This window comes from Rhizobium sp. CB3090 (assembly GCF_029714285.1).
In the GTDB taxonomy this organism is placed as follows: Bacteria; Pseudomonadota; Alphaproteobacteria; order Rhizobiales; family Rhizobiaceae; genus Rhizobium.
The window spans coordinates 2,729,017-2,755,335 of record NZ_CP121662.1 but is presented as its reverse complement, the minus strand read 5'-3'; the positions used below and the strand labels follow the sequence as shown (position 1 = coordinate 2,755,335).

Here is a 26,319-nt window from a genome sequence, read left to right as displayed (position 1 = left end):
GGCCTTTTTTAAGAGGAGAAAGCCAAGGTCGCTCGAATCGCCGGCACCTGATAAGTCTTGCGTATGATCCAGCGCCCACTCTCCCTCTATGCACTCTGCGGCAGCCAAAGGCAGGCTTCGACCAGCCTTCGGCTGCTGGAAGCCCTGCGGCTGATATCGCCTGACGGAGTTTCTATCGAAATTTGCGATTTGATCGGCAGTCTGCCGATCTTCAATCCGGATCATGAGGGCGACAGAACGCCGCAGACCGTCGAAACCTTTGCGGCGAAGATCCGCGATGCGGACGGGCTGATCGTCTCCTGCCCGGAATATGCCCATGGCATTCCCGGCGGGTTCAAGAACGCGCTGGATTGGCTGGTGTCGCGCGACGAGGTGCCCTTCAAGCCGCTGATGTTTGCGCATGCTTCGCATCGCGGCGATCTTGTTCTGCAACAGTTGGCCGAAGTCCTGAAGACAATGTCGCTCCGCATCGTGCCGGAGGCTTTTCTGCGCGTGCCGCTTGCCGGCAAGAGCGAGGAAGCGCAGGCGGCGGTCCTGGCCGAGGCACAACGGGACGGCGCGTTGGAAGCGAGCCTCGATCATTTTGTACAGGCGATCCGCGCGTCTGTGTGAATGCCTGTTGCACCCACAAATATACAACCCTTTACTGCAATAATCATAGGTTCGCTTTAACCGTTTCTTGAAGACCTGACGGCAGACTTCCCAAGTCAAGGAGAAGTGCGTTGGGAGCAGTTTTCGGATCATTCCGGCGGAATACGCAATTCGGTCGTCACTCTATCGTGACGGCCGTTTTGTTTTCGTTCGCCTTGGTCGTCACTGTGGTTACCTTGATGGTGCTGACAGCGATCGGTCGGGTCGCAGACTATTCCAACAAATTGGACGATGAGCGCTCCTGGGAAACAACCGCCGGTGCGCTGAAGACTTTCGAAGGCCTGCTCGACGCCACGCTGCACGACTATGCCGCGCGCAATACCGCCGCCGAGAATGTCTATGATGAAAACGATCAGGACTGGATCGTCGGCAACTACGGCGAGATGTCCTCCGATGGCGCCCTGTTCGACATGGCGCTGGTCGTCGACGATAACAACAAGCCGATCATCGCCTATCAGGACGGCAAGCCGATGACCGAAGGGATCGAGGATGTTTTCGGTCCCTCGCTCTGGGCCTTGGTGGATCAGGTGCGCAATACGCGCGTGACCAGCGTGCCGGAGGCGAGTGGTTATGTGATGACCAATAAGGGGATCGCCGCGGTCGGCGTGGGGACGATCCGCGAAAAATCCGGCCGTATTCCGGTGCCGGAAGGAAAGCGTCGCTATTTGATCTTCGTCCGGCACCTCGATGAGGCCAAGATCAAGATGCTTTCCAATACCTATGTCATCAGCGGCCTCAGACTGGTGCCGCCGGACACGGTTGCGCGCTATGCCGTTTCGATCGTCGATCCGCTCGGCAAGCCGCTCGGACGACTGGTCTGGACGTCGCGCGGCCCTGGTGATGTAAGCTATCAACAGGCCCGTCCGCTGGTGGTCGGAGCGCTCGGCCTGGTCGGCATGTTCTTTCTGGTGCTGCTGATCTTGGGATCGCTGGCGGGACGCCGGCTGAGGGCGGAAGAGGTGCTGGCGCGGCAGGGCTCGCTCAGAGACCGACTCAGCGGCCTTCTTAATCGCGAGGGCCTTCGTCTCGATGTTGATCGGCTGGTCGAGAGTGCCCGCGCCGATGGCAGCAATGTCCTGTTGCTCTATCTCGACCTCGACGGTTTTAAGGAAATCAACGACTCCTATGGCCACGGCACCGGCGACCAGTTGATCCGCGCTGTCGCAGCCGGGCTGAATGTGCTTATTCCGCCGAAGGCAATTCTTGCGCGGCTAGGCGGAGATGAATTTGCCGTTGCCTTTCCGACCAAAGAACTGAACGATGCACCGGCGCTCCGACTTGCCGAACAGGTGCTGGATTTCTTTGCCGAGCCGCTGGAGATCGGCCGCCGCGTAGTGGTCGTCGGCGCCAGTATCGGCATTGCCAGCTCGCCGGAGGGCCGCATCGGCCGCGAGGAGCTGGTGCGCCGCGCCGATCTCGCCATGTACAAGGCCAAGGAAGCCGGACGCGCGCGCATGGCCTGCTATGAGACGGCGATGGATGCCGATCGCGAGGAGCGCAACGCGCTGGAACTCGATCTGCGCAATGCGATCGAAAACGAAGAGCTGACGCTCGCCTATCAGCCGCTGGTCGATGCCACGAGCCATGAGATCACCGGCGTCGAGGCGTTGGTGCGTTGGAACAGGCCCGGTCACGGGCCGATTTCGCCTGAAACCTTCATTCCTGTTGCTGAAACCAGCGGTTTGATCGAGGCACTCGGGCTGTTCGTCTTGCGCAAGGCTTGCCAGACGGCGTGGCAATGGCCGGACCTGCGGATTGCCGTCAACGTCTCGCCTGGGCAATTCCGCAATCCCGCTTTTGCCGATTATGTCCGGCATGTCCTCAACCATACCGAGATCGAAGCCGGACGCGTCACGCTGGAAATCACCGAAGGCTACATTATCCAGAATCCCGAACGTACCCGCCAGTCGATCGAGCGGCTGAAGCAGCTCGGCGTCAAAGTGGCGTTGGACGATTTCGGCTCGGGCTTCTCCTCGATCGGCTATCTCCGCCAATTCGGCTTCGACCGCATCAAGATCGACCGGTCGCTGACCATGGATGTGCTGGAGGATAGCCGCGCCCGCGAGATGTTGCAGGCGACCGTGGCGTTGGCGCGTTCACTCGACATTCCCGTAACCGCGGAAGGCATCGAGACGGAAGAGCAGGGGATCGCCCTACAGCTTTTCGGCTGCGACGAGCTGCAGGGCTATTTCTTCGCCAAACCGCTCCCGGAAGCCGAGATCAGCAAACGGCTGAAGGCGCAGATGGCCCGCGTGCTCGATGTCGAGCGTGAGGCTGCCGCATAGCGCGGTTCACTACGTTGAACCGCTCTATGCCATTGTTCTTACGCAATTCCGGACGGAAAACCGCTTCCCACTTTTCCTGAAATTGCTCTAAATTCTTTAGCCGCCAATGTGCTCCAGGCCACGCTTTCTGGCGAGCATCACCTGGCGCTGGCGCTCGCGGAAGCGCTTGCGGTCTTCCTCAGTGCGGTCGTGATAGCAATGGCTGCAGGAGACGCCGGCTTCATAGAAGGGCGAGGTGACCTCTTCTGCGGTGATCGGATTGCGGCAGGCATGGCAGAGCTTGTGATTGCCTTCCTTCAGACCATGTTCGACGGAGACGCGCTCATCGAAGACGAAGCAGGCGCCTTCCCACAGGCTTTCCTCGGCAGGCACTTCCTCGAGATATTTCAGGATACCGCCCTTGAGGTGGTAAACCTCGTCGAAACCCTGCTCCTTCATGAAGGCGGTCGCCTTCTCGCAGCGGATGCCGCCGGTGCAATACATGGCAATCTTCAGCTTGTTGTGCAGTCCCTCGTTCTGGCGCACCCATTCGGGAAATTCGCGAAACGTTTTGGTCTTCGGATCGACCGCGCCCTTAAAGACGCCGATGGCGGTCTCATAGTCGTTGCGCGTGTCGATGAGAATGGTGTCGGGGTCGGAGATCAGCGCATTCCAGTCCTTCGGCGCGACATAGGTGCCGACGATCCTGTTGGGGTCGATGTTCTCGACGCCCATGGTGACGATCTCTTTCTTCAGCTTCACCTTCATGCGGACGAAGGGCATTTTCGACGCGCGGCTTTCCTTGTGCTCCAGTCCGGAAAACTCCGGCTGAGCGCGCAGGAAGGAGAGGATTGCCCCGATGCCCGCATCCGTCCCGGCGATAGTGCCGTTGATGCCTTCATGAGCAAGCAGCAGCGTGCCCTTGACGCCGTTTGTTTCACAGAGCGCAAGCAGCGGCTCCCGCAGGGCTTCGAAGTGCGGGAAGGAAACGAAATGATAGAGGGCGGCAACGAGGAACGCGCCGCCTGCCTCATGGCGTGGAGTGGAAAGGATGTCGGTCATGCCGCGGAAATACAATTTTGCGCGCCGGCAAGCAATCGGGATTCGTATTTTGACGCTGCGCCATCGGGTCACTCCCGCGAGCCGGGAGTTCCCTATTCTTTGCTTCCCTATAAGAATGCGCACAAAAGCGACGCGGCGGTGAGGTTGAGGTGTCGAAGAACATGCTGACAGTAAGATCATATGTCTCGGCGGACGCCGATCTGACCATAGACATATTTCTGAGAGCAATCCGGGAGGTGGCCTCGAAGGACTACAATCAGGCTCAAGTCGATGCTTGGGCCAAGGTGGAAGACAGGGAAGTCTGGGCGAAACGACGGTCAAGCAGGCCGGCCTGGATCGTTCAGCATGGGAGTGTGCCAATCGGGTTCGCGGATCTGGTGCCGGATGGGCTCCTGGATATGATGTTTGTTCATCCCGATTATCAAGGTCTTGGCGCAGCCAGTTTGCTGCTGGCAACGGTCGAGATGGAGGCAAAGAGGCAAGGGCTCCGGCGCATTTTTACGGAGGCGAGCCTTACCGCCAGACCGTTCTTCGAACGAAGAGGCTTCAGCGTTCTGACATCGCAGATAGTCGAAAAGCGCGGACAGACGCTCGAAAATTTCCGAATGGAAAAATCTCTCTGAGAATTACCTGCAATAGGTTGAAAGCTGCGACAATCGCTTTCTTCCGGCCCTGCGCGTGCCGGAGCGGTTCCCTCAATCCCCTGCTTCCAGCCAAAGCCGTTTGATGGTGCGCGCTTCCTGCTTCGGCTCGTCCGCAAAAATCCAGCGGGCTTTGGCCAGCGCTTCCTGCCGAGCTGTTTGTTGGCGGGAGATGATCGCCTCGAGCAGGCGGGCGCGGTCGTCGCTGCCGTTGAAGAGATGCGGCTCGCGATCGGTGACCTCGGATAAAATCGACAGATCGAGATAGCGGCCGAGTATGTCGACCAGCTCCTTGGCTTCGAGCTGTTTTGCGTGCATGGCGGCCGGCCAGATGTCTCGCAGCAGTGCATGATGCATCCAGCAATCCTGGCTGCGTTTGCGCAGCTCGTGAAACTGGTCGATATGGCCTTCTGCATGGCATTCGGAGAGCGCCTTCGTCGCCTTGCGCCCAACTTTGCGCCAGCTCTTTTGAAAGATACGCGCGGTTGCGCGCCGGCCACTGCCGAAGGAAGTGGCATTCAGCGCGTCCAATGCTTCGCGGCAGGTGGCCACCGCTTTTTCCGCCTTCTCCTCGAGATCGGTTTCCTCCGCCGATAACCGGTCGCGCCGGGCCGTGAGCACGTCGACTACTCGAGCAAGCGCCTGGGCCTCGTCCTCGGATGTCGCCGTTTCGTGCAGATAGCGGCCGGCCTCGATTAAGGCGGTGGCGTCGCGGACGCCGGAGAGGGTTCGCGCCATCTCCCGCAGCCTGTCGTTTTCCTGTTTCTGGAACTCCGGCGCCCGCTGGGCGACCAGTCGATAGAGCGCGCGTATGCGTTTGATATGCTTGCGTGCCGTATGCACCGCCTCGTGCAATCCCTCCGGCCGATCAGTCAGCGCGGCAACCACTTTGCCGAGCTGCTGCGCGGCGGCGGCCTGCACCTCGTCATCGAGGGCCCTATCAGGCCGAATGCGATAACTCATCGTATTCCTGTTCGAATTGCGTCGCGAGCGCCTGGTTGGAGTAGCGGTATTCGCCAGTCACCTCGCGGCCGACCCAGTCCGGCAATTCCGGATCGTCGCTTTCGTCTTCCATCTCGACCTCGGCGATCACCAGACCGCGATGCGCGCCGCGAAAAACGTCGACTTCCCAGACGAAGCCCTTGAAGGGCACTTTGTAGCGGGTCTTCTCGATGACAAGGCCGATGGCGTTGCCGAGCAGCTCTTCGGCATCGGCGACCGGGATTTCATATTCGAATTCATCCCGCGTCATCGCCCTGCCGATCTTCATCGTCAGGGTCGCGACCGTGTCATTCGTCAAGCGAACGCGAACGGAACGGTCGTCCATGGAGGCGACATAGGCCTGCCGTAACGTGAGTTTCTCGGAAACGAGGTCGCGCCAATGATCCCCCCGGACCAAAAACTTTCGCTCGATCTCTTTTGCCATGTGCTCGACATGCTCCGCCAGCATCATATGTAAATAGACTAACGGAAGTTTTTGGCATTTCCTACCCGTCATGTTCAAACTTAGCTTTTGTCTCGACAAGGACCTTCGGGAAGGCTATTCGGAAATCGAATTTCAATCGTTTTAAGGGAGCACGCCGATCATGGGCGAGAAAACCGAAAAGCTTCTTTCCATCCTGAAATTGCAGCCCGTCGTCCCCGTTCTCATCGTCGAAGATGCGAAGTCGGCCGTGCCGCTCGCCCGCGCGCTCGTCGCCGGCGGCTTGAAAGCCATCGAGATCACGCTGCGGACCGCCGGCGCGCTCGATGCCGTGCGGGCCGTGGCTGACGAAGTCGAGGGCGCCGAAGTCGGCGCCGGCACGATCCTGAGTGTTGAGCAATGGGAAGCTGCCGTCGAAGCCGGCTCCAAGTTCATCGTCAGCCCCGGCACGACGCAGGAGCTGCTGGATGTCGCCCGCACCTCCGACGTGCCGCTGCTGCCGGGTGCGGCGACGGCGAGCGAAGTCATGGCGCTGCGCGAAGAAGGCTATAAGGTGCTGAAGTTCTTCCCGGCCGAACAGGCCGGCGGCGCTGCCTATCTGAAGGCGCTGTCCTCGCCGCTGGCAGGCACGCTGTTCTGCCCGACCGGCGGCATTTCGCTGAAGAATGCCCATGACTACCTGTCGCTGCCGAACGTCATCTGCGTCGGCGGCTCCTGGGTAGCGCCGAAGGAACTGGTCGCCGCCGGTGATTGGGCTGGGATCACCAAGCTCGCCGCCGAAGCCGCCGCGCTGAAGGGCTGAGCCCTCCGAAAATTCGATCAAAAGGCGCGCACGGCATCATGCGCGCCTTTTTGCTTTTCAGCAGATTTGTATTTGCGATCCCACCTTCCTATCTCCCTCTCGCAGTTTTGTTTGCGCTTGATCTCGTCCAAAAGACGCTACGCACTTTTGGGGGCAAGCTTCACAAAGGACGGAGGACCATCCACATGATCGACGCCCGCAAGCTTCTGGACCAGTTCCTCGGATCGCAAGTTCCGGGAATGCAGGGAAGCGTGAGAGACAAGGCGACCGAAGCAATCAATCTCGCCAGGGACAATCCGCTGGCGACCAGCGCCATCGCCGGCGTGCTGCTGGGCACGAAGACAGGCCGCCAGATCGCGGGCAACGCGTTGACGCTCGGTGGTCTCGCGGCGATCGCCGGGCTTGGCTATCAGGCCTACAAGAATTATCAGGCCGGCAATGCACCGCAGCCGGCGCCGCAGCCAACCCAGCAGGCGGAGCCGCAATTTCTGCCGCCGCCTTCCAATTCCGGCTTCAGCACCGCGCCGGCGATTGCCAGCAATGATTTTGCGCTCACGCTGGTACGCGCCATGATCGCCGCTGCCCGCGCCGATGGGCATATCGATGATGCGGAGCGGCGGCATATTCTCGGCAAGGTGCACGAAGCGGGTGTCGGCGCGGAAGCGGAGGCCTTTTTCGAACGCGAGCTTGCCAATCCCGTCGATCTCGACGCCATTGTCGCATCGGCGCAGACGGAAGAGCAGCGGGTTCAGGTCTACACTGCCTCGCGCCTGGCGATCGAGCCGGATTCACGGGCAGAACGCGGTTATCTCGATCTTCTCGCCGGCAGGCTCGGTCTTGCCGATGCGCTGGTCGATCATATCGAGGCAACGGTTGCTAGCGCCAAGGTCTGACTATTGGCGGGAAAGGGCCGGTTGCCTTTCGCGGGCGGCTGGCCTAGAGCAGTTCCAGGAAAAGTGCGAAGTGGTTTTCCGTCCGGAATGCGTAAAAACAAAGGGATAGAGTGGAGAAGCGATTCCGTGAAACACTGAGCCGCTCTAAACCTTCACCGGACAATGAGTAGCGGCGCGCGAAGGAATGCCTATCTTGACGGATAAAAATAGCGAAACCCGCTCAAATGCGATCGCCGCCGCTGTCATCCTGCTGGCCGCGACGGTGCTGTTATACCTGATGCCTGATGTGATCGTCTGGCTCGGCAATGTTTCGCCTTGGCTCGGCGCCGGCTTCGGTATTCTCGTGATCCTGGCCTTTTTCCTGGTCTTCTGGCTGAGAGCCCATTACCAGAGGCGCAAGAGCCGATAGTTTACGGGCTCAGGTCTGCAGCGACGCGCCGAGCAGCACGATGCCGGTGCAGATGACCAGCAGCGCGCCAAGAATTTCTATGCCATTGCCGACCCACATCGAGAGCCGCGAGCCGCGGCCAGTGAAATGTACGGCGGTTCCCTTGGCGAAGACGGCGATGATGGCGAGCAACGACACGGTCAGCGCCGTCCCGACCGACATGGCGAGGACGGACAGCAGGCCGCCGAGGTAGAGGCCGTTCAGCATCGAGAAGGTCATGACCAGCAGCGCGCCGGAGCAGGGGCGCAGACCGACGGTGATGATCGCCGACCAGGCTTCGCGGACACTGAATTTCTCGTTCGACAGCATTTTCGGGTCGGGCAGGTGGGAATGGCCGCAGGTCTCACAGACCATGCCATTGCCCATATCATGGGTCGGATCGTCGCAATTATACCGATTGCCTACATGCGGCGCGGCGCGGAAGTGAGAAAGCCTTTGGGCGGAAGCGGAGCCGTTTGAGCCGTCTTCGAACAGCGACATGCTGATCGGGCCGGCCGATGTCGCAAGCTGCACTTCCCGGCGCTGCGGCCGGCTCTGGATCATCGAGCGCAACTTCCGAAACAACAGCCAGCCGCCGAAGATGATCACCATGATAAAGCTGGTGATCTCCATCGCATTGGTGGCCATCGTCATGGTGATGCCCGAGCCGCGCAGGACGAAATAAGCGGCCCCGACGACAAGGACGGCAACGAGGCCCTGGATGAAGGCCGAGATGAATGAGATGACGATGCCGCGCTTCAGTTCGATTTCGTTGGCGACCATGTAGGAAGAGATGACGGCCTTGCCGTGGCCAGGGCCGGCGGCATGGAAGATGCCGTAGGCGAAGGAGAGGCCGATCAGCGTCCAGAGCTGCCAGGGATCCTGGCGCATGGCCTCGATGGATTTGGTGAGCGCCCGATAGAAGGCCTGCTGCTCGTAATTCACATAGAGGAAGATCGGCGCCAGCGGTCCACCGACCGGCTGGAAGCTCGGCTCCGCTGTGCCGATACCAAGCGGCGATCCGGTGGCGTGCGCAAGGCTTGCCGCTGCCAGTAAGGTGAGGGCTGCCGCCGGAAGCAGCTTCACTATCCGCAAAATCAGCATTGGACGTCTATCCGCGTTGCGAAGAGCTTCGACATGGTTGTTCCCGTCGGATCGTTGAAGAAGGCATCGGTCAATGTCGATTTGTTTTCGGCGATGACCTCGTCCGGATTGGGACGCACGACCTTCTGCGCGCAGCTTTTGAAGGCATCGCCCTCCGTCACCAGCTCTTTGTCACTGGGGAAATCGATCGAGGTGTAGAGTGTCGGATCGTAAATGCCGAAGCTCAGCTTGTTGCCCTTCAGCGGCATCGGCTCGGATGGCTTGACGGCAAAGAACATCAGGAGCTGGCCGTCCTTGTAGTCGACATTGATGACGTCGGGCTTGTTCACCTTGATGGCTTTGCCGTTGAGCGTCAGATTTGTGTAATAGTCGTAGTCGGCCAGCGAATCGCGCACGGTTTTGCCGACTTCCTTGAGCTCGTCCGGGTCGAGCTTCAGATTGGTGTTCTTGTCGAAATCCATCAGTACCGAGGAGGAGAAGACCTCATCGAAGCGCCAGACATTGCGCAGCTCCTGCACGTTGCCGTCTGCACCGGCCAGCACTTCCAGGCGCGCTTCCACGAAAATGTGCGGATGCGCCGACGCTACGGCCGGCGCAAAAAGCAGGCCGCCGGTGAGGGCAAGAGCATAGGCGGTCGTGGATTTTCTCATGCGTCCGATGTGTTTCGTGAGCATTGATTCACTTCGTTTTCTGGTCAGGAAATGAGACGGAATTGGGACCGGTCGGCCAGGCTGAGGCGGTTCAGCCGTGCTTGCGGAACCAATTATGCAGGTAATCGACGAAGATGCGCACCTTGGCCGGCAGATAACGGCGGTGCGGATAGACGGCATAAATGCCGCGGTCGGTCGGGAGATAGTCGTTGAACAGCGTCAGCAGTTGCCCGCTTTCGATCGCCTTACGGCCGATGAAATCCGGGACGACGGCGATGCCGAGGCCGGCGAGGGCGGCGCGCAGCGTTGCATGCGGACTGTTGACTTCAAGCGTACCGTTGGTGGCGACGTTGAATGTGGTGCTGTCGGCATCGACGAAACGAATATTGCCTTGCGCGCGCGTATTGGTGTCGATGATGAAAGGCACGCGGCTGAGATCGTTTGGATGTTCCAGGGCAGGGTAGCGGTCGAGGAATTCCTGCGTTGCGCAAAGGTGGACGCGGAAATCCGAGATCTTGCGGGCGATCATGCCGGAATCTTCAAGTTTCGTAATGCGCACGGCAACGTCGAAGCCTTCCTCGATCAGGTCGACGAAGCGGTCGTCCGCTGCGATTTCCAGCGCGAGGTCTGGGTTTTCACTGGCGAAATCGATCAGCGACTGTCCGACATCGGCATCGACGAAGGTGCGCGGCACGGAAATGCGAAGCCGCCCCTTGAGCTGCTGGTTGTTCTCGCGCACGAGGTCGGCAAGGTTGTCGATCTCCTTCAATATGTCGGAAGCAGTGCGATAATAGGTGTGACCGGCCTCCGTCATGGAGAATTGGCGCGTGGTACGGTTCAGCAGGAGAGCGCCAAGCTCGTCCTCGAGCTCTCGGACATATTTAGATAGCAGCGCCTTGGAACGTCCGGTCTTGCGCGCGGCCGCTGAAAACCCTTCGGCTTCGACCACGTCGATGAAGGCGCGAATGCGGGTCAAAGTGTCCATGGCGAAGCCCTCGTTAACTGTCGCAAGTTATTGAACAAAATGCACCGATTTGTTCAATTATTTTTTCGGGTACAGGCGAAAAAAATTCTTGATTATGTCGGCGAATATTCCTATTTCGGGTTCAGCCCAAAGTCGCACGTGCCCGTGGGTGTCCGCCGATCCTCGATGTGGTGAGAAAATCGGTAAGGTACCTGGAATTAACCCCTCCAGTCGCTATTCCGGCCAACCGGAAAATGCGAGGACATCTGAAGCAACGACGGTGCGGGCCTTTTTGTTCTCTCCCGGCTTTCCATCAGCCGGGGTTACTGAAGAGGCACACCTTCATTGCCGGAAGTGCGGTTGGGATTATCCCTCCAATCCATGGCAGACAAAGCGAATTAGCGCCGCTTGCGGCACTCGTTCATCATCCGCGCTTCGCGCATTTGCACGGTTCCGGGGTCTCCACCGGCTGGTACCTGAGCGAGTGAGCGTCGCCCTTTGTCCTCTGGGTTTTTCCCGGAGCTTTTGGAATTGAAAAGGGAATTGACATGACCACGCAACGTATTCGCGACTTTCTCGCTACCCGACGTCCGGACGGTCCGTGCCTGGTGGTTGATCTCGATGTCGTCCGCGACAATTTCCACGCCTTCCGTCACGCCATGCCGGACAGCGCGATCTATTATGCCGTCAAGGCCAACCCGGCTCCGGAAGTGCTGCGCCTGCTCGCAAGCCTCGGCTCCAACTTCGATTGCGCGTCCGTCGCTGAAATCGAAATGGCGCTCGATGCCGGTGCGACCGCCGCTCGCATTTCCTACGGAAACACGATCAAGAAGGAGCGCGATATCGCCCGTGCACACGCACTCGGTATCAGCCTCTTTGCCGTCGACAGCCATGAGGAAGTTGAGAAGATTTCCCGTGCCGCTCCCGGCGCTCGTGTGTTCTGCCGTGTATTGACGGACGGTGAAGGCGCTGAGTGGCCGCTGTCACGCAAGTTCGGCTGCGTTCCGCAGATGGCCGTTGACGTTCTCGTCTACGCCCATCAGCTCGGTCTGGAATCCTATGGCGTGTCTTTCCACGTCGGCTCGCAGATGACCAAGGTCGATGCCTGGGATGCGGCTCTTGCCGATGCCAAGCGCGTCTTCGTATCGCTCGCCAAGCAGGGCATCCACCTGCAGATGGTCAATATGGGCGGCGGTTTCCCGACCAAGTACCTGCGCGACGTTCCATCGGCCGAAGCCTATGGCAAGGCGATCTTTGCGTCTCTGCGTGCCCATTTCGGCAACCAGATCCCGCACACGATCATCGAGCCGGGCCGCGGCATGGTCGGCAATGCCGGTGTGATCAAGGCTGAAGTCGTCCTGATCTCCAAGAAGTCGGACAACGATGCCGCTCGCTGGGTCTTCCTCGACATCGGCAAGTTCGGCGGCCTCGCCGAAACCATGGACGAGGCGATCCGCTACCCGATCCGCACGGAGCGCGACGCCGATGACATGGAGCCCTGCGTCATTGCCGGCCCGACCTGCGATTCGGCCGACGTGCTTTATGAGAAGAACCTCTATCCGCTGCCGGTGACGCTCACCATTGGCGACGAGGTCCTGATCGAAGGCACCGGCGCTTACACGACGACCTATTCGGCTGTTGCGTTCAACGGTTTCGATCCGCTGAAGGCTTACATCATCTAAGATCCGATATGGATCTAAAGTCCGATAAAGCTGTCCCCGTAGCCAGCCGGGGCGGCACCCTCACAATAGTTCGTCACCACCGCTGATAACGGTATTGGGCACGGGAGGCCGAGATGGCCGCTGTTCTTGATTCTGTCCGCGCATTCTTTGCGCCTTCCACTTTCACCCTCGACCTGGAAAATGCAGGCGATGTCGTTGCGCGCGAAAATCTGCTGGATCGCGCCATGGGCGCTGACCGCCGCAAGAAGTCGTCCGAAAAGCTGCGTCAAGGCCGCGTTCCGGCGGAAGGCTTGGCATTGGTCGCGCGTGATCGCGCCGGTCATGTCGTTGGCACCGTTCGTTTGTGGAACGTCGAAGCCGGTGTCGATCGCGAGACGCGCCCGGTCGATGCACTGCTGCTCGGCCCGCTGGCAGTCGATCCCGCCTATGAAGGCAAGGGCATGGGCTCGGCGTTGATGCGCGCCGCCATCCTGGAGGCCAAAAAGCGCGGCCATGGCGCGATCCTGCTCGTTGGCGATGCGCCCTACTATGAGCGCTTCGGCTTCTTTGCCGCAAAGACTCGCCATCTCGTGATGCCCGGCCCGTTCCAGCGCGATCGTTTCCTTGCTCTTGAACTTAAGGACGGCTGGCTCGACAGCGCTGCCGGCATGATCGTCGCCAGTGGTCGCAAGCTCGCTCAGCCACCGATCGCCAAGGCTGCGTAAAAAGCAGGAAAAGCTTTGAGGTCTTAATGCGCCTTCGCCTGTTCGGGCGGAGGCGTTTCTATTTGGCTGCCTTCGCGCTGTCCTTCGCCGGATCGTAGCCATCCGTCAGCGTCTTCAGAAACGCGACGACATCGGCGATTTCCGTATCGTTCAGAGCCGGCGCATCGCCGAGCTTGCGGTTCATGGGCGCGTCGATGATGTCGATATTGGCCTGATATTGCGCCGGCAGGTCGTTGTATTTCAGGACCTTGCCACTTGCATCCTTCGGATAGATCTCAGCCGGATTGGTGTCGCGCTTGACGTAGAAGCGGGTGACATCCTCCAGCGAGCGGTAGACGCCATTGTGGAAGAAGACATGGCGGGCGGCGACATTGCGGAGCGTCGGGGTCTTGAAGAGGCCGCAATTCTGCGGCTGGGCGGAATAGGTGTCGTTGCGCAGCGGACCGCAGATGCCGGTGTCGTAATAATGCGCGTCGGCATTGGCCGGGATATCCGGATTGCGCGGTGCGCCAAGCGCTTCGAATTCGAAATCGGTGAAGTTCGGCATCTGGCCGTCGCCTGTCATCTTATCGAGATGGCAGGAGGCGCAATTGCCCTTCCTGGGATCGTCGAACAGCTTCAGCCCGCGCATTTCAGCGTCTGATAGCGTCGCCTTGCCGCGCAGATAGTAGTCGTATTTGCTTGAATAGGGATGGAAGGAGGGTTCTTCGATCTGATACCGCGCCAGCGCGAAACCGGCTTCGGCGATCGTCATATCCTGATCGTTGAGGAGGTTGTTGCCGAAGAGGGCGGCAATGTCCTTACTGTAGCTCTGTTTCAGCTTGGCATAGACGGTGGCGGCATCGGCATTTGCCATCTCGAAGGGTGAGATCATCGGCTGCAGCGCCTGTTCTTGCAGCGAATCGGCCCGGCCGTCCCAGAACATGCCGCCTTGCGGCACCATATCCGGCGCATTCGAATCGGCCTTGACGACGGCCTGCGCCGTCAGAGGCCCCGCGACGGTGGCGGGGGTATTGGCGAGCGCCACGCCGGAGGCCTCCGTCATAGGTGCTGCTTCGGCCGCTTCGTCGGCAGCACTTTCCGCGCCGACGGAGAAGGAAGGAGTCGACATCTTGTAAGCGAGGCTCGGGACGGCGCGGATGCCCGGCTGGTCGAGATGCCGGCCGCCGAGCTGCACGGCGCGGTCGTTAGCCGGCGCATAGTGATTTGCGGGATCGTGGCAGGTTGCGCAGGACATCCGGCCGCTTCCCGAAAGCGATGGATCGAAGAACAACTTCTTGCCGAGCTGGGCAACCGCGCTTAGCGAAGCCGTATCGTCATAGGTATTTGCGACGACGGCATTGGCGACGGGTTCGCTTGCCAAGCCGATGGTCGCCCCCGCGAGCGAGATGCCCGCGAGTGCGATCAGGGGAAGGAGATGCTGCTTCTTCAAGGACATTGTCCATCCCCTGGTTCTTAACTTAGGAAGCGCTGTTACCGGTCTTCGGATCGAGGATCAGCTTCTGTGTATCGCCTTTCGACCAATCGAACATGTTGTTCAGTGAGCCGGAAATGGCATCGAAGGAGCCGCCGCCGAGGCGTTCGCCACCCATCCAGTTGTCTTCGATGAAGCGCATGACGGAGGTCTGGTCGGTCAAGGTGTGGTCGACGAAATTGACCTTGGAGTAGGGCGAAATGACCAACAGTGGCTGGCGCGTGCCGTAGCCGCAACGACCCTGAGCCGGCTGGCCGTTGACGCCCGGCAGCGGCGTGCCGGTCGAGCAGCTATCGCCGTTCAGCACGTCGTAGCCTTTGACCGGGAGTTTCGACGGATTGACGACCGCGTGGGCATGGTCATACCAGCCATCGGAATCGTCGTAGAGGATGATGATGGCGGTGTCCTTCCACTCCGGCGAATTCTGGACGGTGTTGACGACCTCAGTTACGAATTCCTGCTCGTCGAGCGGATCGGAATAGCCGGCATGACCGTCCTGATAGGCCGGCGCCTTCAGGAAGCTGACGGTCGGCATATTGCCGTTTTTCAGCGCTGCATAGAAGTCCGTCATGTCGTACTGGTGGTTGGCTGCATCGGTGCTGCCGATTGCGGCGACCGAGGACGGACGCGCATGCGTGGGGTTCGCGGTCGAGGCATAGTACTGGAACGGCTGGTGATGCGGGATATAGTCAGCGATGTTGACCTTGGTGATGGCTGAGGTCGTTGCGCGCTTGCAGCCCGTGGTGCCGTCCGCATTCGTCGCCGTCAGATCGAAGCCGCCTTCGAAGAAGCCCCAGGTGATGTTGTGTTCGTTCAGAATGTCGCCGATGTTCTTGCCGTACATCAGCGCCGTCTGGCCGACTGAGCAGACATCGCCGGTCGGATCGAAGTCGCTGATGACAGTCCAGCCGCCATTGCCGTCGGGCACGATGCGGCCCTTCGAATAAGTGCCGTCCTTCTCCAGCGTGTAGCCGGGCGGCAGGATGGCGCCGTTGGTCTGGCCGGAGATGAGGTTTAGTGCGCCGGGGGTCGACGGGCCGAAATTGGTGGAGAATGAATTATCGTTCAGCGCATAGTGCTGGGCGTAGTTCCAGAGCGCCGTGACGGTGTTGCCGTCATAATAGCCCATGACCTGGCCCTTGGTGCCGAAGGCGCCGGCAGCACCTTTGGTACCCCTGCCGGTATTGGCCGGGAACAGGTCCATCGCGAAGTTGTTGTAAGCGGCCTGCTCGGCGGTATAGCCGTGGTTCTGCGACTGGGTTGCCGCCTGCGTGCGGTCGAGGCGGAAGGGAGCCGCGGCGTCTGCACCGTTCGCGGCATTCGTCTTGTTCGGATTGTTGTCGAGAAGGCCTTCATGGGCGAGCGTGTCGATATCGGTCGGCGTATTGTCGGCGGCCTTGAAGGCCGGCTCGCCGTCGACATTTGCGGCCTTGGGGTAGGTCGCGAAATAATGGTCGAAGGAAACGTTTTCCTGGAAGACGACGACCAGATGCTTGATCGGCGTCGCGGTATTCGTCGGCGGTGCCTTGTCGGCGGCGCCGGCGCTGGAACAGAGCGAAATCAGGGTAAGCGCGCTGCCGGCGGCTAGGGCGGTGCGACGCGAAAGACAGATCATTGCCATATCCTCTCGAGTGGGGGTCTGCGCCCCGACGCTTAAAATGCGCCGCGCCGGGGCAAAAGAACCATGCTGGGCTATCAACGGAGTATGACAGTTCAGTGAAGGGTGCGGCGAAGGGATTTCACTTTCGTCGAGCATGGCGGCGACAAAGGTTTGATTCTGCGATGGGGGCGATAAGCAATGGAGAGCGCCTGTCGGGAAAAGCGGCAATGCTACCTTATGTCACGTGCTAATTTAAACAGGAAAGACGAGTTCCCTCATCCGCCCCCGTGGTTCGAGACGGCCCTGTGGACCTCCCATGAGGGCTCCTCCTCTCGCTCCGCCGCTCAAACAGCTCAGTGTTTGAAACAGAGAGAAAGCCATTTGATTTTCAAATACTGGCGCTCACTCCGCTCTCATGGTGAGGTGCACTGACGCCGGAGCGTAGCGATGGCGGCGGGGCCTCGAACCAAGAGGGCCGGCCGCAAGGCCGCGGCGCGTCGATTTAGATATTCTGATCCATCGTCTCAGCCGGAATCTCTTCGGCGCGATGGATGCGGACGACCGTTGCGGGAACGCCGGCGACGGTGCAGTGGGCCGGGACCGGCTTCACCACGACGCTACCGGCTGCAACCTTGCTGAAGGCGCCCACTTCGATGTTGCCGAGGATCTTTGCGCCGGCGCCGATCATCACGCCATGGCGGATTTTCGGATGCCGGTCGCCGGTTTCCTTGCCGGTGCCGCCGAGGGTTACGTTCTGCAGGATCGAGACTTCATCCTCGATGACGGCGGTCTCGCCAATGACGATGCCGGAGCCATGATCGAGCATGATAGCCGAGCCGATCCTTGCCGCCGGATGAATATCCGGGCCGAAGACGAGCGAGGCCAGGTTGGAAAGCCAACTGGCGATTTCCGGCCGGCCTTGCGTCCAGAGCGCATGGGCAATGCGATGGGTCTGTAGGGCGTGGAAGCCTTTGAGGTTCAACAGCGCATGCAGATAGGTCGTGCAGGCGGGATCGCGGGCGCGGACCGCGACGAGATCGGCCTCCGTCGCCTGCAGGATCGTGATGTACCGCGTCAGCACATCATGGAACAGGGCGAAAAGATCGTCGGTTTTAATCTTTGCGACGGAAAGCCGGGCGACCAAGACGTTGGAGAGGCTTTCGGCGTTCGACTGCGTTGCGATGATCTGCGCTGCGAGCAGCGGACGGAGCGTCGGTTCGCGGCTGGCGAGATCGGCTGCCTCGTGGCGGATCACGTCCCAGACGCTGCCGGCTGGGGCAGGGGAATGTCCGGCGACTGCCGTTCCTGTCTGGGACATGGTCCTATCTTTCTCGTCAAGCGGAAACGTCAACCACGCCGCAATCGCCGGCCTCGGAGGCAAAGGCGAGTAGCTTGCCGGATTTGCTCCAGCTCATGGAGGTGATCGCGCCCTTGCCAGGGCGGCGCAAGAGCGCTTCCTTGGCGTCGCCGATACGCACCGCCAGGATCATGCCGTCAATGAAGCCGATCGCCAGGATATCTTCCACGGGATGAAACTTGACCGACGTCGCCATGATGTTGCCGCGGGTGCCGAGTTCCAGCGGTGCCTTGCCCATCGGGCCGTCCTTGCCCTGAAACGGCCAGACGATCGCAGCCGGTGCGCCGGAGGAGGCGAGCCACTTGCCCTTGTTGGACCAGGAGAGCGATTTCACCTTGGCAGGATAGCCGGTCATGCGCATATGCCGGGCCTCGGCGCCGGGCTTCGTGTCCATCTTCCAGCCGTGCAGCGCGTTTTCCTGCATGGTGGTGACGACGAACTGGCCGTCGGGAGAAAAGGTGACGCCAGTATGGGCGCCCTTCCATTCCAGATTGATCGGCTGCGCCGCCATTCCGACCCAGTGCAGTGACACGCCGTTATAGCGCGCGACTGCGATGCGCAGGCCTTTCGGCGCGAAAGCGATCCCTTCTACGGTGCGCTCCTCGGCAAATTCCTTGATGGAACCGTCTGCCAGCCGCACGAAGCTGCTTTTGCCATATGCGTAAGCAACTGCGCCCTGGGGGCCGGCGGCGACCTGGGTGATCCATTTGCGCGGCGCTTCGGCAAGCACGGTAACGCCGCCGTCAGCGGCAATCCGGAGAACCTTGCCGTCCTCGCCGCCGGAAATCAGGCTATCGCTGTGAGGATCGCGAATGCAGGTAAGCATGCCCTGATGGCCTTCGGTCACCTTCTCGCCGCCTTCCAGCCGATGGATCGCGCCGGCGGCGCTGGCGAAGAAGGGGGTATCACCTAAAAATTCGACGGCCAGAACATGGCCGTCGATATCAAGCGGAGCAACAGTCGGCATCAGGCGGCAGCCTCGCAGGCCTTGAAGCTCTTTTCCAGCTTTTCGCGGTCAAGCTCGCGGCCGATGAAGACCAGGCGGCTCTCATGCTTTTCGCCATCCTTCCAAGGACGCTGGTGATCGCCCTCGATGATCATGTGCACGCCCTGGACGACATAGCGCTCCGCGTCGCCCTTGAAGGCGATGATGCCCTTGAGGCGCAGGATGTTCGGGCCGTCCGTTTGTGTGACCTTCTGGATCCACGGGAAGAAGCGCTCCGGATTCATCTCGCCGCCGCGCAGCGAGACCGACTGCACCGTCACGTCATGGATGGCCGAAAGGCCATGATGGTCGTGATCATGGTGATGATGGTCATGATCATGGTCGTGATGATCGCAATCCGGGCCGCAGACATGGTCGTCATGGCCGTGCTCGAGGAAATGCGGATCGTTTTCCAACGCGCGCTCGAGGTTGAAAGCGCCCTGGTTCAGAACGCGGGCGAGATCGACGCCGGAGCGAGTTGTCTTGTAGACGCGGGCAGCCGGATTGATTGCGCGGACGATGTCTTCGATCTGAGCCAGCTCTTCCGCGGAGACGAGATCGGACTTGTTGATGACGACGACGTCGGCAAAGGCGATCTGGTCTTCCGCCTCGCGGCTGTCCTTCAGGCGCAGCGGCAGATGTTTGGCATCAACAAGTGCCACCACAGCGTCGAGCTCGGTCTTGGCGCGGACATCGTCATCCATGAAGAAGGTCTGAGCGACGGGAACCGGATCGGCGAGGCCGGTGGTCTCGACGATGATGCCGTCGAAACGACCGGGACGGCGCATCAGGCCCTCGACGACACGGATCAGGTCTCCGCGGACCGTGCAGCAGACGCAGCCATTGTTCATCTCGTAGATTTCTTCGTCGGATTCCACGATCAGATCATTGTCGATGCCGATCTCGCCGAACTCGTTGACGATGACGGCATATTTCTTACCGTGGTTTTCGGAGAGGATACGGTTCAGCAGCGTCGTCTTACCGGCGCCGAGATAGCCGGTCAGGACGGTGACGGGAATGGGCTTCTGCGTGGCTGTTTCGGTCATGGGAGCCTCGAAATACGGGAGTTTGCCCGGAGAGCGGGAAAGTGATCGGGTTCCATATAAGGAGTCGACGGCGCCAGTTCAAAGGCTTTTGTATGTTATAAGATCACATTAGGTTTGGGGCGGCGAGTTCAATGTCGGTCTGGGAGAAATCATTTCCGACGAAGAGAAGAGGCAGCCATATTCCTTAGCGGTCGCATAGGCGAAGCAATCGCCGTAATTAAGGCCAGCGGGATGGATGCCTTTGCCCCAACGTGAATACGCATCTGCGGCACGCTCCGCTCGTTCCGACGTAACTTCGATGATCTCTAAAGCGGGAGATGTTAAAAGCTCCCGCATTTGCTTCTCGAAGCCGCGGCGCGTCGCTACAATGAGCGCTTCAAGCATTGTTCCAGCGGAAATGAGGATACGATGCTCATTTTGAAACACCGCCTCGCAAGCGGCGGCATGCAATTCATTTGCAAGCATTGCAACAAGAGCTGACGTATCAACAACGATCACTTGGGCAAGCCATATTCATCGTACAGAAAATCTTGGCTTCTGGCAGCATCGGGGCCTGGAGGAAGATCTTTCTTCCGGACTTCCTCCTGTAATTTCTTGAGAAGACGTGCTTTTCTTCAGAGGTCATGGGTTTTTTCATCGGCTGTATGCGCGCAGCCGGCAGGCCGTCCTGCGCCAGCACGATTTCTTCGCCTTGCTTGGGCAAGGCGAACCAATTCTTTGAGCTGGCCCTCAGCATCATCGAGGGAAATATGCATGTCCGCCTCCCGGTGGAGAAAGGGAATTCTCAATAAGATGATAGATTGTACCACTTGATACAAGTGATCGGCTATCTCAACGCCTCCACATCGAATCGATCGACATCCGTCAACAACTCCACCAAGCCCTTCACGGCATGGGCGATCAACCGCTCGCCTTTCTCCGCCGTTGCAGCCGCCGCATTGCCTGCCACGCCCACTGCGCTAAGGTCGGACATTTTCCAGCCAAAGGCGTGCGGCCCATAAGCGCGCAGATGCTTGAAGCGCTCGATGAAATCGGATTGCCGCGAAAGAAAATTCGCAGCCTTGGTCATGTCGACTTTCTCCGGGCAGATCGCCAGCATGACCGAGGTTTCGATGTCGCCGCCGTGGATATCGATGGCCTTGTCCTCCGGCGCGATCAGCCCTTCCGGCACGCCGAAGCGGGTCCAGCTCGTTGCGACCGCGAGCATGTTGAAGCGGACGCGCGCCTCGGTCGCGACGATGGTCATCAGAGGCGAATTGCCGCCATGAGCATTCAGCATGACGAATTTGCGGATGCCGAGATGATGCATGTTTTCGGCGATACCAAGCCACCGATTGACAGCTTCGTCGAAGGCGAGTGTCTTGGCGCCGGCGATATCCATATGCTCGATGGAATAGCCGATCGGCTCCTCGGGCAAAAAAGTGACAGGCAAATCGGCTGGCAGCGCGGCTTTCAGGCGATTGACGATGCCTGCCGCAATCAAGGTGTCGGTCTCGAAAGGCAGGTGGGGGCCGTGTTGTTCATGGGCACCGAGCGGCAGGACGGCGATCCAATTTGCCCGGTCCGTTGGCGTCAGCGTCCTATCATTGTCATCGAAACGCGCCATAGGCTGTGCCATCTGCGGATGTGCCTCTTGTTTATGTCAGTAACCTGCGCAATGTCATACCGTGATGCTGCAGCGGCGGAAAGATCAACGGAATCACGATGGGTAAGAAGAACAAGGACGGAAAAAAAGGTAAGTCGGGTAAGAAGAAGGATCACGGCGACTACACGCTTGCCGATTTGTCGCCGGCATTGACGCAGGCGGCACGCTCCATGCGCACGGTCCTGACGCGCAACCTGACGGCAAGCGGTCTTTACGCGGGCCAGGATGGCGTCATCCTTGCACTGGCGGAGAGCGATGGCCTGCCGGCGGGGACGCTGGCGCAAAAGCTCGGCGTCAAGGCGCCGACCATGACCCGCACGATCGGGCGCATGGAAGCGCAGGGCTTCGTCGAGCGGCGGCCCGATGCCGCGGACGCCCGGTTGACAAAGGTCTATCTCACCGAGGCCGGGCGCAGCAGCGTCACAGAGATCACAAGTTCGGCGGCATCTTGCGACGAGCTTGCCACGCGCGGTTTTTCGGAGAAGGATGTCCGTTCGCTCGTGCGCCTGTTGAAGGCGATTGATGGCAATCTTCAGGCTGGCGACAATGACGAAGATGATGGGGAATTCTGAGAAACCCCAAGGATTCGAGTTGCGCGCGGCGGTTTAAGCTTTTAATTAAAGTTTTTAAATTCCGGAATCGTGAGACGCCGGGATCGCATATCTGGCTGCGTTTCACGGGGAGGGGAGCGCATGGCGCAAAAGATAAAGCTTTCTACTATCGCTGAAACGCTGGGTATTTCAACGGCGACCGTATCCCTTGCCTTACGCGACAGTCCCCTGGTGGCGGTGAACACGCGCGAGAAGATCAAGGATCAGGCGCGCACTCTCGGCTATATCTACAACCGCCGCGCGGCGAGTCTGAGGACATCGCGATCCGGGATTATCGGCGTGGTCGTCCATGACATCATGAACCCGTTCTACGGCGAAATCCTGAAGGCAATCGAAAGCGAGCTCGACCGCAGCCGCCATACCTTCATCCTTTCCAACCATTACGATTCGGTCGAGAAGCAGCGGACCTTCGTCGAGACTCTGCTGCAGCTTGGCGGCGACGGCATCATCATGTCGCCGGCGATCGGCACGCCGGCGGAGGATTTCGACCTGGCGGAGGAAAACGGCATGCCGGCCATCCTCGTCGCCCGTTCGATGGAGGGGCTGGACCTTCCGACCTTTCGCGGCGATGACAGCTACGGCATTTCGCTCGCAACGAATCATCTGATCAGCCTCGGTCATCGCACCATCGCGATGATCGGCGGTACGGACCAGACCTCGACCGGCCGTGACCGCTATCAAGGCTATGTAAACGCCCTGCGCAAAGCGGGCATCGAGGTCGATCCCGACCTCCGCATTCCCGGCGCCCGCTCCAAGCAGGGCGGGTTCGAGGCGGCGGTACATCTCCTATCATTGCCGCAGAAGCCGACGGCTGCCGTCTGCTGGAACGATCTCGTGGCCATTGGTTTGATGAACGGTATTTCCCGCGCCGGCCTCGTGCCGGGCAAGGATATTTCAGTTACCGGCTATGACGATCTGGAGGAGGCGGCGATCGCGACGCCGGCGCTGACGACGGTTTGGAACGGTCAGGCCGAGGTCGGAAGGCTTGCGGCGCGTGCGCTTTTGGATAGGCTGGCTGGCAGCCATGAGCCGGATGGTATTCATCTCATCAAGCCGGAAATGCGCATCCGTCAATCGACATCTCCCTACCAGGCGCGCCAATAGCGCCGACCCGCTCTTCAAGAGGAAAGATCATGTCCGATAATCGCATCGCCGTCCTCGTTCCGGGGAAGATACACCCGCGCGTTCTCGAAACGCTCAAAGGCCGCTTCGATATCGTCGCGCTCGGTCACGGCGAGAGCCCGAAAGTCGATGCGGAAACGGCGGCGCGTGTGCGTGGCGTGGCGGTGTCGGGCGGTTTCGACGCCGTGTGGATGGATGCTTTCCCCAATATCGAAGTCATCGCCAATTTCGGTGTCGGCTATGACGGCATCGATGTCGGGCATGCTGCTTCGAAGGGCATCGTGGTCACGAACACGCCGGATGTGCTCAACGATGAGGTAGCCGATACGGCGATTGCCTTGCTGTTGAATACGCTGCGGCAATTTCCGCAAGCGGAAAGCTGGCTGCGCGAGGGGCGCTGGGTGAAGGAAGGGCCCTTTCCGCTCTCGCCCTTCTCCCTGAAGGGGCGGCGTGTCGGCATCTACGGTCTCGGGCGCATCGGCCTGGAGATCGCCAGACGGCTGGAGCCGTTCAAGGTGAAGATCGGCTATCACACACGCTCCCCGCGCGACTCGCTGCCTTACGACTACTATCCGACCCTGAAGGAGATGGCGCAATCGGTGGATACCTTGATCTCCATCGTGCCGAAGACGCCCGAGACGCACAAGGTCATCAACGCCGAGATCCTGTCGGCGCTCGGACCGCAGGGCGTGTTCATCAATGTCGGGCGCGGCTGGTCGGTGGATGACGATGCGCTGATCGCTGCCCTTCGGAATGGGACGCTTGGCGCTGCCGGCCTCGATGTTTTCTACGATGAGCCGAACGTTCCTGCGGGCTATCTTTCCCTTCCGAATATCTCGCTGCTGCCGCATGTTGCATCCGCCTCCGTGCCGACGCGCAATGCCATGGCAGATCTCGTGACGGACAATATCATCGCATGGTTCGGCAGCGGCGCCGCGCTGACGCCGGTGCCGGAAACCCCGGTTAAATCAAAAGTTTGATCAAACCGCCTCGTGGTGGCGAGGGGTGGCTGAATGCTGCTCCTTGCTCGCCGCATAATCGCGCACGGCATCGCCGAAGGCGGCAAACAGCTTGCGCGAAGGCGAATCCGTTTCCGCCCAATATTCCGGATGCCACTGCACGCCCACGGCGAAGGCCTTGGCGTCGATGACCGAGACTGCTTCTATCGTGCCGTCTTCGGCGACGGCCTCCACCTGCAGCCGCGGCGCCGTTTCGGCAATCGCCTGACGGTGCAGCGAGTTCACGCGCACTTCGCCGGGACCAATAACGCCGGCAATGCAGGAGCCTTCCTTAACGAACACGCTTTGGCGGATCGAATACATCGTGTCACGATCGACATTCTGCGGCCTGCGGTGATCCCAAGTGCCCGGCTGTTCATGGATTTCGCTGGCGAGCGTGCCGCCCAATGCAACATTCAATTCCTGAATGCCGCGACAGATGGCGAGCATCGGAATGGCCCGATCGATGGCACGACGAATGAGCGGCAGCGCGGTGGCATCTCGGGCCGTATCGAAGGGGCCGTCACTCTCGCGCGCTTCCTTGCCGTAGAGCGAGGGATGTACATTGCTGGCGGAACCGGAGACAAGCAGGCCGTCCACTCGGTCGAGAATGGCGTCGATGTCGTTGCCGTCTTCCAGCGCGGGGACAATCAGTGCCGTCACTTCCGCAGCTTTGACGGCCGCCCGGATATATTGTTGCTGCACCGCCTGCCAGGTCACACTATCGAATTCGCGGAAATCGGCGGGAATGGCGATGATCGGTCTGGGCATGAAAGGCTCCGGAGAAATGCGAAACTGTTGGGATCGGTGGAGACCCCAATACGAATATGGTGTCAATGCCGCGGCCGGTCAAATCTACGCGAAGGGCGGCTCTTCGGCAACGCGGACTGGTTGCGGGGAGGCTTTGTTTCCGTTCGTCATGACGATGTACAGGAATCGCCATAATGCAGTGCAAAAGCAACCTTGAAAGACAAGGCATGGCGTGATTAGCTCCATTGCTTGCGCCATTATCGGGAGAGCATGTTTCCCGCAACGCCATCTGCACGGAGGTTTCGATGGATCGCCGTTCGTTCATCAGGCGGGCCGGAGCGGTTGGCGCAGGCGCGGCTGCCTCGGCGCTCGCCAGTCCCGCTGTGGCTCAAGACTATCCGAAGATCAATTGGAAGATGACCTCTTCCTTTCCGAAGAGCCTGGATACGATCTATGGCGGCGTGGAGGACATCGCGACGCATGTTTCGGACGCGACAGGCGGCAATTTCGTTATCCAGACCTTTGAAGCCGGTGAGATCGTGCCTGGCGCGCAGGCCGCCGACGCGGTGAGCGCCGGGACGGTCGATGCGGCGCACACCTGTTCCTATTACTTCTGGAACAAGGACCCGACCTATGCCATCGGCACCGCTCTGCCTTTCGGCCTCAACGCCCGACTCAGCAATGCCTGGTTCTACCAGGGCAACGGCAACAAGCTGATGAACGAGTTTTATGCCACGCAGGGCATTTTCGGCCTGCCGGCGGGCAATACCGGTGTGCAGATGGGCGGCTGGTTCCGTAAGGAGATCAATACGCTGGACGATCTCAAGGGTCTGAAGATGCGCATTGCCGGCCTGGCCGGAAAGGTCATCGAAAAGATCGGCATCGTGCCACAACAGGATATCCCCATCAATGACATCTACGCCGCGCTGGACAAAGGCGCCATCGACGCGGTGGAATGGGTCGGCCCCTATGACGATCTGAAACTCGGTTTCCAGAAGATCGCCAAATATTATTATTATCCCGGATGGTGGGAGGGGGGGGCTGTCGTGCACGCCTTCTTCAATCTGGAAAAATGGAACGCGCTGCCGAAGACTTATCAGACGATCCTTGCGGATGCTTGCGCTTTCGCCAACACCAACATGCTGGCGAAATACGATGTGAAAAATCCGCAGGCATTGAAGGAAATCGTCAAGCAGGGCGTGACGTTGCGCCCGTTCAGTCAGGAAATTCTCGAGGCATGTTTCCAGGCGGCTATGGGAATTTATGCCGATCTCTCGAAATCGAACAATTATTTCAAGCGGATCTATGACGATCAGGTTGCTTACAAGAAGGATGCCTATCTCTGGATGCAGCTTTCCGAATATACCTTCGATACCTTCATGATGATCCAGCAGAGGGCGGGCAAACTCTGACCGGTCGTGCCCTTAATTTCACCGATTTGTGTTTTAGTGATTGATTATTGAA

At 59.8% G+C, this 26,319-nt stretch carries 27 protein-coding genes; 12 read left to right on the top strand and 15 right to left on the bottom strand.

The features are described 5' to 3' along the window. Nucleotides 1–66: 66 nt before the first annotated feature. Together QA646_RS13280 and QA646_RS13275 are read left to right on the top strand one after the other, a co-directional pair. Nucleotides 67–612: an NADPH-dependent FMN reductase gene (locus tag QA646_RS13280; protein ID WP_283058872.1), complete on the top strand. Its 546-nt coding sequence runs from the start codon at nt 67–69 to the stop codon at nt 610–612. Between the two features lie 110 nt (nt 613–722). Then, the gene (locus tag QA646_RS13275; RefSeq protein ID WP_283055900.1) at nt 723–2,936 is read left to right on the top strand and encodes an EAL domain-containing protein; all 2,214 of its coding nucleotides are present in this window, start codon (nt 723–725) and stop codon (nt 2,934–2,936) included. A gap of 96 nt (nt 2,937–3,032) precedes the next feature. Here the strand turns inward: QA646_RS13275 and QA646_RS13270 are convergent, their stop codons facing one another. Next, nucleotides 3,033–3,977: a rhodanese-related sulfurtransferase gene (locus QA646_RS13270; RefSeq protein ID WP_283055899.1), complete on the bottom strand. Its 945-nt coding sequence runs from the start codon at nt 3,975–3,977 to the stop codon at nt 3,033–3,035. Between the two features lie 161 nt (nt 3,978–4,138). Between QA646_RS13270 and QA646_RS13265 the strand changes: the two genes are divergently transcribed. Continuing rightward, nucleotides 4,139–4,600 carry a GNAT family N-acetyltransferase gene (locus QA646_RS13265; protein ID WP_283055898.1) on the top strand — a complete coding sequence of 154 codons (462 nt, stop codon included), beginning with the start codon at nt 4,139–4,141 and terminating at the stop codon, nt 4,598–4,600. Between the two features lie 72 nt (nt 4,601–4,672). On the opposite strand, the gene QA646_RS13260 is transcribed toward QA646_RS13265, so the two are convergent. Both QA646_RS13260 and QA646_RS13255 read right to left on the bottom strand, forming a co-directional pair. Further along, entirely contained in the window at nt 4,673–5,581 is a 909-nt protein-coding gene (locus tag QA646_RS13260; RefSeq protein ID WP_283055897.1) for a CHAD domain-containing protein, read from the bottom strand. Beyond that, nucleotides 5,559–6,044: a CYTH domain-containing protein gene (locus QA646_RS13255; RefSeq protein WP_283055896.1), complete on the bottom strand. Its 486-nt coding sequence runs from the start codon at nt 6,042–6,044 to the stop codon at nt 5,559–5,561. Before QA646_RS13255 ends, QA646_RS13260 begins: the two co-directional genes overlap by 23 nt. 160 nt (nt 6,045–6,204) lie before the next feature. Between QA646_RS13255 and QA646_RS13250 the strand changes: the two genes are divergently transcribed. The 3 genes from QA646_RS13250 (at nt 6,205) to QA646_RS13240 (ending at nt 8,145) form a co-directional block, all read left to right on the top strand. Then, nucleotides 6,205–6,843, top strand: a complete 639-nt coding sequence (locus QA646_RS13250; RefSeq protein WP_283055895.1) for a 2-dehydro-3-deoxy-phosphogluconate aldolase — start codon at nt 6,205–6,207, stop codon at nt 6,841–6,843. Between the two features lie 185 nt (nt 6,844–7,028). Beyond that, nucleotides 7,029–7,736, top strand: coding sequence for a tellurite resistance TerB family protein (locus QA646_RS13245; RefSeq protein ID WP_283055894.1), 708 nt, complete (start codon nt 7,029–7,031; stop codon nt 7,734–7,736). 193 nt (nt 7,737–7,929) lie between these two features. Further along, nucleotides 7,930–8,145: a hypothetical protein gene (locus QA646_RS13240; RefSeq protein WP_283055893.1), complete on the top strand. Its 216-nt coding sequence runs from the start codon at nt 7,930–7,932 to the stop codon at nt 8,143–8,145. Nucleotides 8,146–8,154: 9 nt separating this feature from the next. Here QA646_RS13240 and QA646_RS13235 read toward each other — a convergent pair whose 3' ends face one another. The 3 genes from QA646_RS13235 to QA646_RS13225 all read right to left on the bottom strand — a co-directional run bounded on the left by QA646_RS13235 (nt 8,155) and on the right by QA646_RS13225 (nt 10,902). Further along, nucleotides 8,155–9,267, bottom strand: coding sequence for a nickel/cobalt transporter (locus tag QA646_RS13235; RefSeq protein WP_283055892.1), 1,113 nt, complete (start codon nt 9,265–9,267; stop codon nt 8,155–8,157). Next, complete coding sequence (locus QA646_RS13230) at nt 9,261–9,917, bottom strand: DUF1007 family protein (protein ID WP_283058870.1); 657 nt, start codon at nt 9,915–9,917, stop codon at nt 9,261–9,263. The genes QA646_RS13235 and QA646_RS13230 overlap by 7 nt, the downstream gene beginning before the upstream one ends. A gap of 91 nt (nt 9,918–10,008) precedes the next feature. Beyond that, nucleotides 10,009–10,902 (bottom strand): LysR family transcriptional regulator, encoded by an 894-nt coding sequence (locus tag QA646_RS13225; protein ID WP_283055891.1) that lies wholly within the window; start codon nt 10,900–10,902, stop codon nt 10,009–10,011. A 527-nt stretch (nt 10,903–11,429) separates the two neighbouring features. Between QA646_RS13225 and odc2 the strand changes: the two genes are divergently transcribed. Then, on the top strand, nt 11,430–12,563 hold the full coding sequence (odc2, locus tag QA646_RS13220) for an ornithine/lysine decarboxylase (RefSeq protein WP_283055890.1): 1,134 nt from the start codon (nt 11,430–11,432) through the stop codon (nt 12,561–12,563). A 113-nt stretch (nt 12,564–12,676) separates the two neighbouring features. Beyond that, nucleotides 12,677–13,267, top strand: coding sequence for an N-acetyltransferase (locus tag QA646_RS13215; protein WP_283055889.1), 591 nt, complete (start codon nt 12,677–12,679; stop codon nt 13,265–13,267). 58 nt (nt 13,268–13,325) lie between these two features. Here the strand turns inward: QA646_RS13215 and QA646_RS13210 are convergent, their stop codons facing one another. The 8 genes from QA646_RS13210 to QA646_RS13175 form a co-directional block, all read right to left on the bottom strand. After that, nucleotides 13,326–14,705 carry a cytochrome c peroxidase gene (locus QA646_RS13210; RefSeq protein WP_283055888.1) on the bottom strand — a complete coding sequence of 460 codons (1,380 nt, stop codon included), beginning with the start codon at nt 14,703–14,705 and terminating at the stop codon, nt 13,326–13,328. A gap of 22 nt (nt 14,706–14,727) precedes the next feature. After that, nucleotides 14,728–16,356: an alkaline phosphatase family protein gene (locus tag QA646_RS13205; RefSeq protein ID WP_283058869.1), complete on the bottom strand. Its 1,629-nt coding sequence runs from the start codon at nt 16,354–16,356 to the stop codon at nt 14,728–14,730. A gap of 487 nt (nt 16,357–16,843) precedes the next feature. Then, nucleotides 16,844–17,659, bottom strand: a complete 816-nt coding sequence (gene cysE, locus QA646_RS13200) for a serine O-acetyltransferase (RefSeq protein ID WP_283055887.1) — start codon at nt 17,657–17,659, stop codon at nt 16,844–16,846. Nucleotides 17,660–17,675: 16 nt separating this feature from the next. Then, nucleotides 17,676–18,665, bottom strand: coding sequence for a WD40 repeat domain-containing protein (locus QA646_RS13195; RefSeq protein ID WP_283055886.1), 990 nt, complete (start codon nt 18,663–18,665; stop codon nt 17,676–17,678). Further along, entirely contained in the window at nt 18,665–19,729 is a 1,065-nt protein-coding gene (locus tag QA646_RS13190) for a GTP-binding protein (protein ID WP_283055885.1), read from the bottom strand. The genes QA646_RS13195 and QA646_RS13190 overlap by 1 nt, the downstream gene beginning before the upstream one ends. Before the next feature lie 108 nt (nt 19,730–19,837). Next, nucleotides 19,838–20,227, bottom strand: a complete 390-nt coding sequence (locus QA646_RS13185) for a type II toxin-antitoxin system VapC family toxin (RefSeq protein ID WP_349254252.1) — start codon at nt 20,225–20,227, stop codon at nt 19,838–19,840. After that, complete coding sequence (locus tag QA646_RS13180) at nt 20,214–20,468, bottom strand: hypothetical protein (protein WP_283055884.1); 255 nt, start codon at nt 20,466–20,468, stop codon at nt 20,214–20,216. The genes QA646_RS13185 and QA646_RS13180 overlap by 14 nt, the downstream gene beginning before the upstream one ends. An 87-nt stretch (nt 20,469–20,555) precedes the next feature. Then, a complete protein-coding gene (locus QA646_RS13175; protein WP_283055883.1) occupies nt 20,556–21,347 on the bottom strand; it encodes a creatininase family protein in 792 nt (263 codons plus the stop codon). An 86-nt stretch (nt 21,348–21,433) separates the two neighbouring features. On the opposite strand from QA646_RS13175, the gene QA646_RS13170 reads away from it, so the two are divergent. From QA646_RS13170 to QA646_RS13160, 3 genes are all read left to right on the top strand, one after another. Next, a complete protein-coding gene (locus tag QA646_RS13170) occupies nt 21,434–21,946 on the top strand; it encodes a MarR family winged helix-turn-helix transcriptional regulator (RefSeq protein WP_283055882.1) in 513 nt (170 codons plus the stop codon). A gap of 120 nt (nt 21,947–22,066) precedes the next feature. Continuing rightward, complete coding sequence (locus QA646_RS13165; protein WP_283055881.1) at nt 22,067–23,089, top strand: LacI family DNA-binding transcriptional regulator; 1,023 nt, start codon at nt 22,067–22,069, stop codon at nt 23,087–23,089. Between the two features lie 29 nt (nt 23,090–23,118). Further along, on the top strand, nt 23,119–24,087 hold the full coding sequence (locus QA646_RS13160; protein ID WP_283055880.1) for a 2-hydroxyacid dehydrogenase: 969 nt from the start codon (nt 23,119–23,121) through the stop codon (nt 24,085–24,087). On the opposite strand, the gene QA646_RS13155 is transcribed toward QA646_RS13160, so the two are convergent. Next, a complete protein-coding gene (locus QA646_RS13155; RefSeq protein WP_283055879.1) occupies nt 24,088–24,876 on the bottom strand; it encodes a gamma-glutamyl-gamma-aminobutyrate hydrolase family protein in 789 nt (262 codons plus the stop codon). Nucleotides 24,877–25,160: 284 nt separating this feature from the next. On the opposite strand from QA646_RS13155, the gene QA646_RS13150 reads away from it, so the two are divergent. Continuing rightward, nucleotides 25,161–26,267, top strand: coding sequence for a TRAP transporter substrate-binding protein (locus tag QA646_RS13150; RefSeq protein ID WP_283055878.1), 1,107 nt, complete (start codon nt 25,161–25,163; stop codon nt 26,265–26,267). Nucleotides 26,268–26,319 lie beyond the last annotated feature (52 nt).